This is a genomic window from Streptomyces albicerus, assembly GCF_008905045.1.
Classification (GTDB): domain Bacteria; phylum Actinomycetota; class Actinomycetes; order Streptomycetales; family Streptomycetaceae; genus Streptomyces; species Streptomyces albicerus.
This window is the reverse complement of the sequence record NZ_VWMY01000007.1, coordinates 206732-218500: the sequence shown is the minus strand read 5'-3', so window position 1 is coordinate 218500 and position 11769 is coordinate 206732. Positions and strand designations below refer to the sequence as shown.

Annotated in this window: 10 protein-coding genes; 2 read left to right on the top strand and 8 right to left on the bottom strand. The window is 71.2% G+C overall.

Annotated features, from left to right (window positions below):
* Positions 1-65 precede the first annotated feature (65 nt).
* From cobT to GAS53_RS08260, 7 genes are all read right to left on the bottom strand, one after another.
* Positions 66-3824 carry a nicotinate-nucleotide--dimethylbenzimidazole phosphoribosyltransferase gene (gene cobT / locus GAS53_RS08290; RefSeq protein ID WP_151476795.1) on the bottom strand — a complete coding sequence of 1253 codons (3759 nt, stop codon included), beginning with the start codon at positions 3822-3824 and terminating at the stop codon, positions 66-68.
* Positions 3825-4161: 337 nt separating this feature from the next.
* Positions 4162-5373 carry a precorrin-6y C5,15-methyltransferase (decarboxylating) subunit CbiE gene (gene cbiE / locus GAS53_RS08285; protein ID WP_151476794.1) on the bottom strand — a complete coding sequence of 404 codons (1212 nt, stop codon included), beginning with the start codon at positions 5371-5373 and terminating at the stop codon, positions 4162-4164.
* A gap of 130 nt (positions 5374-5503) precedes the next feature.
* On the bottom strand, positions 5504-6142 hold the full coding sequence (locus tag GAS53_RS08280) for a GNAT family N-acetyltransferase (RefSeq protein ID WP_151476793.1): 639 nt from the start codon (positions 6140-6142) through the stop codon (positions 5504-5506).
* Between the two features lie 205 nt (positions 6143-6347).
* A complete protein-coding gene (locus tag GAS53_RS08275) occupies positions 6348-7181 on the bottom strand; it encodes a MetQ/NlpA family ABC transporter substrate-binding protein (RefSeq protein WP_151476792.1) in 834 nt (277 codons plus the stop codon).
* Positions 7182-7261: 80 nt separating this feature from the next.
* Positions 7262-7987: a methionine ABC transporter permease gene (locus GAS53_RS08270; RefSeq protein WP_151476791.1), complete on the bottom strand. Its 726-nt coding sequence runs from the start codon at positions 7985-7987 to the stop codon at positions 7262-7264.
* On the bottom strand, positions 7984-9018 hold the full coding sequence (locus GAS53_RS08265) for a methionine ABC transporter ATP-binding protein (protein ID WP_151476790.1): 1035 nt from the start codon (positions 9016-9018) through the stop codon (positions 7984-7986). The genes GAS53_RS08270 and GAS53_RS08265 overlap by 4 nt, the downstream gene beginning before the upstream one ends.
* Positions 9019-9412: 394 nt before the next feature.
* On the bottom strand, positions 9413-10060 hold the full coding sequence (locus tag GAS53_RS08260) for an HAD family hydrolase (protein WP_151476789.1): 648 nt from the start codon (positions 10058-10060) through the stop codon (positions 9413-9415).
* A 69-nt stretch (positions 10061-10129) separates the two neighbouring features.
* Between GAS53_RS08260 and GAS53_RS08255 the strand changes: the two genes are divergently transcribed.
* Positions 10130-10489, top strand: a complete 360-nt coding sequence (locus tag GAS53_RS08255) for a hypothetical protein (protein WP_151476788.1) — start codon at positions 10130-10132, stop codon at positions 10487-10489.
* On the top strand, positions 10470-10919 hold the full coding sequence (locus tag GAS53_RS08250) for a hypothetical protein (RefSeq protein WP_151476787.1): 450 nt from the start codon (positions 10470-10472) through the stop codon (positions 10917-10919). Before GAS53_RS08255 ends, GAS53_RS08250 begins: the two co-directional genes overlap by 20 nt.
* A 313-nt stretch (positions 10920-11232) precedes the next feature.
* On the opposite strand, the gene GAS53_RS08245 is transcribed toward GAS53_RS08250, so the two are convergent.
* Entirely contained in the window at positions 11233-11736 is a 504-nt protein-coding gene (locus tag GAS53_RS08245) for a GNAT family N-acetyltransferase (protein WP_151476786.1), read from the bottom strand.
* Positions 11737-11769 lie beyond the last annotated feature (33 nt).

Genomic DNA, 11769 nt, shown 5'->3' with positions numbered 1-11769 from the left:
GGTGGCCGTCTGTGCCCACCCGTTCCGCCCTGCGGAACGCCTGCCCACAGACAGACGACTCGGGCTTACTTCTCTGTCACCCCTGCCGAGTCGAACGTCGCCACCTCGTGCATTGCCCTGGCCGCGCTCTGGACCACCGGGAGGGCCAGGAGGGCGCCCGTGCCCTCGCCCAGGCGGAGGTCGAGGTCGACCAAGGGGCGGAGGCCGAGCTTGTTGAGGGCGGCCACGTGGCCGGGCTCGGCGCTGCGGTGGCCGGCGATGCAGGCCGCGAGGACCTCGGGGGCGATGGCGCGGGCGACCAGGGCCGCTGCGCCGGCGCTCACGCCGTCCAGGATGACCGGGGTGCGGAGGGAGGCGCCGCCGAGGAGGAGGCCCACCATCGCGGCGTGCTCCAGGCCGCCGATGGCCGCGAGGACGCCGATGGGGTCGGCCGGGTCCGGCTGGTGGAGGTCCAGGGCGCGGCGTACGACCTCGGTCTTGCGGGCCAGAGTCTCGTCGTTGATGCCGGTGCCGCGGCCGGTGACGTCGGCCGGGTCGCTGTCCGTGAAGACGGCGATCAGGGCGGCCGACGCGGTGGTGTTGGCGATGCCCATCTCGCCCGTGATCAGGGCCTTGTTGCCGGCCGCCACCAGGTCGCGGGCCGTCTCGACGCCCACCTCGATGGCCGCCTTGACCTCCTCGCGGGTCAGCGCGGGACCGGTCGTCATGTCGGCCGTGCCCGCGCGGACCTTGCGGGGCAGGAGGCCGGGGGTCGCGGGCAGGTCGGAGGCCACGCCCACGTCGACGACGCAGACCTCGGCGCCCACCTGGGTGGCGAAGGCGTTGCAGACCGCGCCCCCGCCGAGGATGTTGGCCACCATCTGGCCGGTGACCTCCTGCGGCCACGGGGTGACGCCCTGGGCGTGTACGCCGTGGTCGCCCGCGAAGATCGCGACGGCGGCCGGCTCCGGGATCGGCGGCGGGCACATGCGGGACAGGCCCGACAGCTGCGCGGAGATGATCTCCAGCATGCCGAGGGCCCCGGCCGGCTTGGTCATGCGCTTCTGGCGGTCCCACGCCTCGCCGAGCGCCTTGGCGTCAAGCGGGCGGATGTTGGAGACCGTCTCGGCGAGCAGGTCGTGCGGCTCCTCGCCGGGCAGCGCACGACGGCCGTACGTCTCCTCATGGACGACCCAGGACAGCGGGCGGCGCTTGGACCAGCCCGCCTGCATCAGCTCGGGCTCCTCCGGGAACTCGTCGACGTATCCGACGCACAGGTAGGCGACCACTTCGAGGTGCTCGGGCAGGCCCAGTTCGCGGACCATCTCCCGCTCGTCGAAGAAGCTCACCCAGCCGACGCCGAGGCCTTCGGCACGGGCCGCGAGCCACAGGTTCTCGACCGCGAGCGCGGAGGAGTACGGGGCCATCTGCGGCTGCGTGTGGCGGCCGAGCGTGTGCCGGCCGCCCCGGGTCGAGTCGGCGGTGACGACGATGTTCACCGGGGTGTCGAGGATGGCCTCGATCTTCAGTTCCTTGAACTGCTTCGCGCGGCCCTTGGGCAGCGACTTCGCGTACGCCTCGCGCTGGCGCTGCGCCAGTTCGTGCATCGTGCGCCGGGTGTCGGCCGAGCGGATGACGACGAAGTCCCAGGGCTGGGAGTGGCCGACGGACGGCGCCGTGTGGGCCGCCTCCAGGACACGGAGCAGGACGTCGTGCGGGATGGGGTCGCTGCGGAAGCCGTTGCGGATGTCGCGGCGCTCGCGCATCACGCGCAGTACGGCCTCGCGCTCGGCGTCGTCGTAGCCGGGCGCCGCCGGGCCGGTGGACTCTCGTGTCTCCGCCACGGCGGCCGTGCTCTCTTCCTGGTCGGCGCCCTGGGTGTCCAGGTCGTCCGCTTGCTGTGCGGCTACGGGCTCCGGCTCCGGGTTCTCGACAGGAGCCTCCGGTACGGGAGTTGTCTCGGCCTCGGGGGCAGGCTCGGGCTCCCGGGGGGCGGGCAGGGTGAGGACGGGCTCCTCTTGCGGTGCGGGTTCGGGCTCCGGCTCGGGCTCGGGCTGCTCGGTGGTCGCCGCGACCGGGTCCGCCGTCTCCTCGGCGGCCTGCTCGACGGGCTCCTCCGGGAGGGGCGGCACGGTCATGGCGTGCGGCGGAGTCGGAGCCAGGTGCGGGGTCGTCGGGACCGAGCCCTCGACCGGCACGAACTGGCCGACGGGCTGCTGCTGCTCCGCGTGAGCTTCCAGGGGTACGCCCCGGACGGGGGCCGCACTGCCTTGGGGCTGGTCTCCGTGGACCTGGTCGCCTTGCGCGTGGTCGTCGTGGGCCTGGGCGTCGTGAGTCTGGTCGTCGTGAGCCGCGACCGGTGCGGGTGCCTCGGCCTGTACGGCCTGCGGCGGCTCGGCGTCGGCGATCTGGGCGGGCGCCTCCGCGGACTCGGCGGGCTCGGCGAACTGCGGGGCCTGGACGGCGTCCTGGACCTGGACGGCCTCGGCCGCTGCGGCGGCGGGCGCGGCTTCCATCGGCTCTGGCTGCGGCTGCTGCTGGTTCGCGGCGTGCGGCTCAGTCTCGGCGAACTGGGCCGGAGGATCCTGGAACTGCGGCTCTGCCGGGTGCACGGCCTGCGGGTCCTGGGCGTCCTGCGTCACGTACGCGGGCTGCGCCTCGTCAGCGGCCTGCGGGAGCTGGTGTGCCTGGGGCGCGGGCTGCCCGGAGTCGTCCACCTGCTGAGGGAGGTGCGCGGCGGGGGCGGCCGGGAAGGGCGTGTGCTGCGGAACCTGGGCGAGTTGCTGGTCCTGCGTGAACTCCGGTGCGGCCTGGGCGAACTCCGGGGCGACCTGGGCGGCGTCCGCTCCCTGGTGCGCTTCCGGGGCCTGGGGGAAGAGCGAGCCGTCCGCGAGCTGAGGGGCCTGCCCGTAGTCCTGGACCTGGACGGCTTCCGGAGTCTGGGCCACCCCGGGGGCCTGGACGGCTTCGGGGTGCTGAGGAGCGTACGCGGCCTCCGGAGCCTGCGCGGTGTCGGCTGTCTCGGCGACGGCCTGGACGGGCGCGGCCTCGGGGACCTCGCCGACGCCCGGGGCCTGCTGCGCCGGCTGTTCCTGCTGGACCTGGACCTGGGCCGGCTCGGCGGCCGGCGCCTCGGCGGGAGCCTGTGGGGCGGGTACACCTTCGCCCTCGGCGGGCGGCACGCCCCCGGTCTCGGGTGTCTGCGCGACCGGCGCGGCCTCCTCGGCCGCTCTGCCACCGGCGTACGCTCCCCCGCTCTCCGGGAAGACCGTTTCTGCAGTCGCGCCCTCCGCGCTCACCTGCGCCACCGGAGGCGCGACCTGAACCTGAGTCTGCGGCTGCGCGCCCCAAGGGGCCGCGCCCTGCAACGCGACCTCGTCGCGCGGCACGTCGAGGTACTCGGGACCGGCCGTGGGCGGCCCGGCGTGCCGTACGGGAACGGCGTTGACCGGTGCTCCCGCCGGACCGCGGTCCGCGAGGGAGCGCACCGGGCTTCCGGCGCTGTCCGGGGTCGGCGGGCCGAGGTGCAGCGGGCGACGGGCGACGGGCGGCTGCGGAGCGGACGAGGACATCCGGACGGCGCTGAGGTCGACCGAGCCGCTGTCGCGGCCGGCCGTCTCGTGCGGACCGGGCTCGTGGACGGCCTCGACGACCGGCTCCGGGGCCGGCGGAGGCACTTCGTTGCCCCACGCGCCCTGGGCGCCCGGCAGCAGCAACAGGTCTTCGTCTTCGGCGGTGGTCTCGGAGAGGTAGGTGTACGCACCGGGGGCGGGGACGCCCGGCTGCTCCACCATGCCTGCGTTCTCCGGCAGTCCCTCGCCCGGGACCTGGCCGGTGTCGGTCATGCGTACCCCTCGCCCATCGGTTTAGTGCTCCTACGACCTGCTCGTCCGGGGCGGCGCACCGACCGCCCGTGATGAACAACGAGCATGCGCGCCGGGCGGCACGAACGACCGGTCGACAAAGCCATTAACAGGCATTGTCGCGGTCGGTCCGCCACCGCGACAGGGTGATCCGCCACGGCCCGCTGTGGACTGCGCCACGTTGCGCGTCCTCCGGTTCTGCCGTACCACACGCACCCCAAAACTGGTGTGTTTTCCGGACATTGACCGGTGAAATACCGGACAACCCGAGAGCAGTACAACGATCGGCCAGCCTACCGCGCGCGGTACGACTACAGGATCACAGGGCGCGGTCGGGCAGTACCCCGGCGAGCAGGAACGCGACGCTCCGCTCCTTCTCCGTCCAGGCGCGGGTGTCCAGTTCAACGGACTGCAGAAGGGCGCACTCGACCTGGTAGCCGTGCTCCGTCAGGTCCCTGCCGATGAGTTCGGCGGCGTCGCGTGTCGCGGCGTGCGTGACGATCCGCTGGGGGCGCCGGTCGGCCACCGCGGACACCACCGCGACTCCGCCGCCTCCGACGCGTACGACGTCCGGTTCGGGCAGGTTCTCCAGGATGTACGGCGCGGTGCCGTGGGTGATCTGGAGCTGTACGCCGAAGCGGCGGGCGGTGGCCATGGTGCGGGCGCAGGCGTTCGGGTCCCGGTCGACGGCGATGACGGCGGCGCCGCAGCGCGCGGCCTCCGTGGCGAAGGCGCCGCTGCCGGAGCCGATGTCCCACACGAGGTCCCCGACGCGCGGTCCCAGGCGGGCAAGTTGGGCGGCGCGCAGCACCTCGGTCTCGCCCTCGCCGAGCTCGCCCCCGTACACGTCGTCGGGCAGGGCCCAGCCGCGCGGGCCGGTGCCCGGGTCGCGTCCGGCGATCCAGCCGCCGCCCTCGGAGGAGGCGACGGGGCCACCCATGACGATGACGACGTTCGGGTCGCGCCAGGTGTGGTCGGCGACCTTGTCGGAGGTGAGCACCGTGACCCGCTCGCGCTCGGTGCCGAGTTCCTCGCAGATGACGAACGTGCGGTGGACTCCGTCGAGGAGCAGGCCCAGCTCGGCGGGACCGGCGCCGGGAGAGGTGAGAACGGCGACCTTGGTGTGGGCGCGGCACACATTCACCGCGCGTCGCAGGGTGCGCCGGTGTGCGACGACCACCTGCGCGTCATCCCAGGGCATACCGGCGCGCGCGAAGGCGGCGGCCACGGACGAGACCGCGGGGACGACCTCGACCTCCAGGCCGAACTCGGGGGCGCGCAGGGTGCGTACGACCCCGAAGAAGCCCGGGTCGCCGTCGGCGAGGACCACCGCCGTGCCGCGGTGGGCGGCGATGCGGCGGGCGGCGAGTGCGACACTGCCGAGCCGGATGCGCTCGGCGGCCGCGGGCACCTCGGGGAGCACCAGGTGATGACCCGCGCCGGCCACGAGCGTGGCGGCGCCGAGAGCCGAGCGCGCCGCGTCGGTCAGCGGCGAGCCGTCCCAGCCGATCACCGTGACCCGGTCGGCCATCGTCGTCAGTCTCCTGGAGTCTTCGCAGGTCGTCAGGTGGGCATGCGGCCGCCAGGCAGGCATGCGGAGCCCCGTGAGCGTACCTCGTGACGTCCGGTGGTGCGGGCGCGGGTCTGCGGCCGCCTCCCGTTCAGTTCCAGTCGGAGTACGACGTGAAACCACCGCTGTCGGCGAGCTGCTCGGCGACGCCCTCGATGTCCTCGGGGAGCAGGCTCCACACGATGAAGTCGGTGCGCAGGTCGGCCCAGCCCCCGTCCTCGGTACGGGTCCGCGCTATACAGGCGTTGCGCAGGACGCCCTCGCTGATGCAGCCGATCTTCTGGGCGACCTGCTGCGAGGCGGTGTTGTCGGCGGCGGTGCGCAGTTCCAGGCGCTCCAACTTCTGGTCGCGGAAGAGCCATTGGGCGGTCGCGAGGGCCGCCTCGGACGCGTAGCCCTCGCCGCGCGCCCAGGGGGCGATGATGTACGAGAGTTCGCTGGAGCGGACATGCCAATTCGTCCCGCTCAGCTGGATGACGCCGACCAGGCGCTGGGTGAGGAACTCGGTGACGGCGAGGTCGAGTCCGCGGCCCGAGGTGCGCTCGGCAGGCGCGTACTCGGTGATCCAGGTGCGGGCGGCGTCCTCGGTGAAGGGCTGCGGCACGGACGTCCAGGCCACCACCTGCTCGTCGTTCATCATCTCCGTCAGGGCGGAAACATCCTCGTCCTCGAGAGGGCGCAGCACCAACCGCTCCGTGCTCAGGGAGATGTCGGGGAAGGTGTTCGTCATGCGCCGCTCCGTAACCATCAGGGACCGTCGGGCCTGCTGAACTGCCCAGCATGCAGCATGTAAGCACCGAACTGCACCACGGAGTCGACTCCTTGTCGATGAGTCGACACCGTGAGTGCAGCTGAAACGGCGTCAGCCGGAGGTGACCGGCAGGACCGATCCCTGGTACTTGCCCTCGATGAACTTCGTCACCTCGGCGCAGCGGTCAGAACGACGCGACGACGGAGCCGGCGTACTTGTCGTCGATGAACTTCTTGACCTCGGCGGAGGTCAGGAGCTCGGCGAGCTTCTTGACGCGCGGGTCGTCCTCGTTGCCCGCCTTGACGGCGAGGAAGTTGCCGTACGGATTGTTCTTGGCGGACTCCAGGACGAGGGCGTCCTCCGCGGGCTCGAGGTCGGACTCGATGGCGTAGTTGCCGTTGATCACCGCTGCGTCGACGTCGTCGAGGGAGCGCGGGGTCTGGGCCGCCTCCAGTTCCTTGAACTTGAGGTTCTTCGGGTTCTTCGCGATGTCCTTGGGGGTCGCGTCGTTGCCCGCGCCGTCCTTGAGCGTGATGATCCCGTTGGCGGCGAGCAGCTTGAGGGCCCGTGCCTCGTTGACCGTGTCGTTCGGGACGGCGACCGTCGCGCCGCTCTTCAGCTCGTCGGCCTTGTCGACCTTGTTGGAGTAGAGGCCGAGCGGCTCCAGGTGCACCGTGACGACGGGCACGATGTGGGTGCCGTTCTTCTTGTTGAAGTCGTCGAGGTACGGCTGGTTCTGGAAGTAGTTGGCGGTCACGGACCCGTCCTCGGCCGCCGTGTTCGGCGTGACGTAGTCGGTGAACTCCCTGACGTCCAGGTCGAGGCCCGCGTCCTTCGCCAGGTTGTCCTTGACGTAGGTGAGGATCTCGGCGTGCGGGACCGGGCTGGCGGCGACGATCAGCGGTCCGCTCGCGTCGGAGCCGGAGCCGGAGGCCTCCTCCGAGCCGCAGGCGGTGAGTCCCAGGGTGAGGGCTCCGGCGGCGAGGGCGGCGGTGGTGATCTTGGCGGTGTTACGCACGAAAAGTGCCTTTCCTATGGGTGGTGCGACCCCGCGGGGGTGTGCGGGGAGAACTGGGGTGTGCGGGGAGAACTGCGGTGTCAGACGGTCTTGCTGGTCGCGGTGGCGGCCTTCAGCAGCCTCAGCCGCGGGGCGGCGCCGGACTGGCCGCCGCGGCGGTGCAGCCCGCGCGCGGCGTAGTCGCCGATGAACTGGATGACGGAGATGACCACGGCGAGGATGCCCACGGTGATCCACATCAGTTCGGTCTCGAAGCGCTGGTAGCCGTAGCGGATGGCGATGTCGCCGAGGCCGCCGGCGCCGACGGTGCCGGCCATCGCGGAGTAGCCGATGAGCGCGACGATCGTCGTGGTGGTGCTGGAGATCAGCGACGGCAGCGACTCGGGGACGAGCACCTTGCGGACGACGGTCCAGGTGTTGCCGCCCATCGACTGCACGGCCTCGACGAGCCCGCCGTCCACTTCGCGGACAGCTGTCTCGACGAGGCGCGCGAAGAAGGGGATCGCGCCGATCGCGAGCGGCACGATGGCGGCCTCGCGGCCGATGGTGGTGCCGGTGATCGAGCGGGTGAAGCCCATCAGCGCGACCATCAGGATGATGAAGGGCATCGAGCGGGCGACGTTCACGACCTGCCCGATGACCTTGTTCAGCACGGTGTTCTGCAGCAGGCCGCCCTTGTCCGTGAGGACCAGCAGGACGCCCAGCGGCAGACCGCCGACGATGGCGATGACCGTGGACCAGCCGACCATGTAGAGGGTGTCCCAACAGGCCTGCTCCAGCAGGGGCTGCATTTCGGACCAGGTCACTTGGCACCTTCCTTCACCAGCAGGGGCTCCTGGCCCAGGACATCGATCTGCAGTCCCTGCTCGCGCAGGAAGCCGATGGGCACGACGTTCTCCTCGTAGCGGCCGGGCAGTTCGATGCGCATCCGGCCGACCTGCTTGCCGCCGACGGTGTCCATCGCGGCGCCGAGGATCGAGATGTCGATGTTGTACGTGCGCGAGAGCTGCGAGATGACGGGCTGGGTCGCGGAGTCGCCGTGGAAGGTGACGTCGATGACCGTGCGGTCGTCGGCGGAGGCGTCGCCGCTCACCGGGAAGAGCGCGGCGGCCAGCTCGGAGCCGGGTGTGGCGAGCAGTTCGCTGACGGTGCCGGACTCGACGATCTGCCCCTTCTCCATGAGGGCGGCCGAGTCGCAGATGGTCTTGACGACGTCCATCTCGTGCGTGATGAGCAGGACGGTCAGGCCCAGTTGCCGGTTCAGGTCGCGCAGCAGTTGGAGGATGGAGCGGGTGGTCTCGGGGTCGAGGGCGCTGGTGGCCTCGTCGGAGAGGAGCACCTTGGGGTCGCCGGCCAGGGCGCGGGCGATGCCGACGCGCTGCTTCTGGCCGCCGGAGAGCTGGGCCGGGTAGGCCTTGGCCTTGTCGGAGAGGCCGACGAGGTCAAGCAGTCCGAGGGCCTTGCGGGAACGTTCCTTCCCTGACGTGCCAAGGATTTCCAGCGGCAGCTCGACGTTGTCCTGGACGGTCCGCGAGGACAGCAGGTTGAAGTGCTGGAAGACCATGCCGATGTGGCTGCGTGCCTTCCGCAGCTCCCGGCCGGCGCGCGGGCCGCGCCCGGCAAGGGCCGTGAGGTCCTGTCCGGCGACGGTCACGGTGCCGGCGGTGGGGCGCTCCAGGAGGTTGACGCAGCGGATGAGCGAGGACTTGCCGGCGCCGGACTGTCCGATGACGCCGTACACCTCGCCTTCGCGGACGTGCAGATCGACGCCGTCCAGGGCGAGGACCTCACGGCCGCGCGAACGGTAGACCTTGGTGAGGCCTGATGTCGTGATCACTGGGGTTTTCCGTCACTGTCGAGTGCAGGGCGTGGGTGTGCGCCGGGCACGGGTGCATTCGGTCGGAACGCGGCACGGTTCTCGCGGTGGCGATGAAAGCCGGGCCTCGGAGAACTCCGGGCTTCGGCAGAACTGCGTGCGCGGGGCAGGCTCAGTCGCGTACGAGAAGGTCGTACGGGCAGACGTGAGCGGTCTCGCTTCGGGGCGCGAGGCTCTCAGATGGTGCAGGGGCCCTCTAGAAGGCGCACATTCGACACATACAGCGAGCACCGGGCGTCATGGTCGCCTCGGTCGCAAGGATGCGGCTGCTCGTCGTGGTCATGAGAAAAGTGAATCACACGTACGGACGTGACCCAGAACCGCTGTCCGCATCGCGGACAGCGGTGGACACGCCTCAGATCCTGACGGAGATCTCCAGTCCCGCGCCCGTGACCAGCGCCGACACGGCCGAGAGGTCCTCGGCCACGACGTCCGCGTCCAACTCGCCGGCCGGGTGGGTTGTGGTCAATGCCACGGTGGTCATCCCGGCTGCGCGGCCCGCCTGCAGACCGGCGGGGGCGTCCTCGAAGACGACGCAGCGGGCCGGGTCCACGCCGAGTCGGCGGGCGGCGAGCAGGAACGGCTCGGGGTCGGGCTTGCCGCGCGTGATGTCGTCGGCGGCGATCAGGGTCTTGGGGCGGATGCCCACCTCGCCGAGGCGGGCCTCGGCCAGCCGCCGCGTGGCGGAGGTGACGACGGCCCAGCCGTCGGCGGGCAGGGAGTCGAGGAGCGCCTTCGTCCCCGGCAGCAGGTGAACTCCGCCCGCGACGTCCTCGACCTCCAGCTGCTCGATGCGTACGACAGCCTCAGGGACCCGGTCGGCGGGCAGCAGGTCGGCGGCTATCTCGGCGGCGGGGCGGCCGTGCAGCTCGACCCGGGCGAACTCCTCGGCGGTGATCCCGTACTCCTCGGCCCACCTGGTCCAGCACCGGTACACCGACTCAAGGGATGAGACGAGCGTTCCGTCGTTGTCGAACAGCAGGGCATCGGCTTGGATCTTCATGCCCTCGACCCTACGGGGCACCCCGGGGGCGATCGCATCGGGTCTTTTGGCCCGTAATAGGGTCGCGTCATGCTTGATGCCCTGACGGTCGCGACAGCCGTCGCCGCGCTCGCGCTCGCCGCCTGGTGCGGCTGGGCCGCCTACCGGGACCAGCCGACCAAGGACTGGCACTTCATCGGCATGGCCGTGGTGACACTGCTCGCCCTCGTCCAGCTCGTGGTCGGCATCGTTCAGCTGGCGCGCGGCGAGAAGCCGGAGCAGGGCACGACGATCTTCGTGGCCTATCTGATCGGCGCCTTCGCCTGCATTCCCGCGGCGGGCTTCATGTCGCTGGCCGAGCGCACCCGCTGGGGTTCGATCACGGTCGCGGCCGGCGGTGTGGTGCTCGCCGTGCTCCAGGTGCGGCTCTATGACATCTGGGGAGGCTGAGATGGCGGAGCCCGCGGAGGAAGTCGAGAAGCCCGGGCGGACGCGGCTCATCGGCGGTCCGGGCATGCTGCTGGTCTGGGTGTACGGCGTGATGGTCGTCGGCGCCGTGTCACGCTCCGCCGTGCAGATCGCGACGGAGTTCGACAAGGCGCCGCTCGCCTACTCGCTGTCCGCGGTGGCCGGCCTCGTCTACGGCTTCATCACGTACTCGCTCGTCCGAGGCGGTGAAACGGCCCGCAAGGCGGCGCTGGTGTGCTGCGCCGCCGAACTCACGGGCGTACTGACCGTGGGCACCTGGACCCTCGCCGACCCGTCCGCCTTCCCCGACGCCACGGTCTGGTCGGACTACGGCATGGGCTACCTCTTCATCCCGGTACTGCTCCCGGTGACAGCGATGTTCTGGCTCCGCAAGTCACGCACACCGAACTAAGCGCTCCGCTGGAAGCGCGGTGATGCTGTATCGATATGCGGCTCCGCCGCGTGCGCGGGCCGGTGGGGGCTGGTCGCGCCCACGCGGCGGAGCCGCAAATGTCACAGCCCCGCGCCCCTTACGGGGCGCGCCATCCTGCACCGAACTTCAGCAAGGCCGCTTAGAGCACCCCTTCGGCCATACGGGCTAGAGCTCCCCTTCGGGCATACGGGGGCTGGCGCCCCTTTTAGGGGCGCGGGGAACTGCGCGACCAGCCACAACGGACCCGCAGGTACGCAACCCACCGACCCGCACCCCCCTGACCCGCGGAGCGCTACGCACTAGCGACGAACGCCCCAGCCTCGGCACCCTTGGCCAACGTCACCAGACTCAGCCGCTCATCCACCCGCTCCGTGGCAACGGCCTCGTACCCATGCTTCCGGTACAACCGCAGATTGTGCTCGCTGCGATGCCCCGTGAAGAGCTGGAAGCTCTTGGCCCCGCCCTCCTCGCTGAGCCGCATCTCGATCGCGTCGAGCAACCGCCCGCCCAGACCGTGCCGCTGCATCCGAGGATGGACGATCAACTTGTTGATCCGGGCCGTGCCATCCGCGTCCACAGCGCCACGCACCGAGGCCACCACCTCGTCGCCGAGCCGGGCCACCAGAACCGTGCCGTCCGCGAGCTCCGCCTTGAGGGAGTCGAGGGGCTGGGTGAGGGGCTCGATGCTGTAGTCGCCGTACAGCTCGGCCTCGCTCTGGTAGCAGAGGAACTGCAGTTTGAGGATCTGTTCGGCGTCCTGCTCGGTCGCCGCAGAGATGGTCACGCTCATGCCCATGTGTGCATGCCTCCCGCTCACCTGCTCCGCCGG

What these genes read in the sequence shown, in the direction of transcription:
- cobT (WP_151476795.1), bottom strand. Translation starts at nt 3,824, where the DNA reads ATGACCGACACCGGCCAGGTCCCGGGCGAGGGACTGCCGGAGAACGCA.
- cbiE (WP_151476794.1), bottom strand. Translation starts at nt 5,373, where the DNA reads ATGGCCGACCGGGTCACGGTGATCGGCTGGGACGGCTCGCCGCTGACC.
- GAS53_RS08280 (WP_151476793.1), bottom strand. Translation starts at nt 6,142, where the DNA reads ATGACGAACACCTTCCCCGACATCTCCCTGAGCACGGAGCGGTTGGTG.
- GAS53_RS08260 (WP_151476789.1), bottom strand. Translation starts at nt 10,060, where the DNA reads ATGAAGATCCAAGCCGATGCCCTGCTGTTCGACAACGACGGAACGCTC.
- GAS53_RS08255 (WP_151476788.1), top strand. Translation starts at nt 10,130, where the DNA reads ATGCTTGATGCCCTGACGGTCGCGACAGCCGTCGCCGCGCTCGCGCTC.
- GAS53_RS08250 (WP_151476787.1), top strand. Translation starts at nt 10,470, where the DNA reads ATGACATCTGGGGAGGCTGAGATGGCGGAGCCCGCGGAGGAAGTCGAG.
- GAS53_RS08245 (WP_151476786.1), bottom strand. Translation starts at nt 11,736, where the DNA reads ATGGGCATGAGCGTGACCATCTCTGCGGCGACCGAGCAGGACGCCGAA.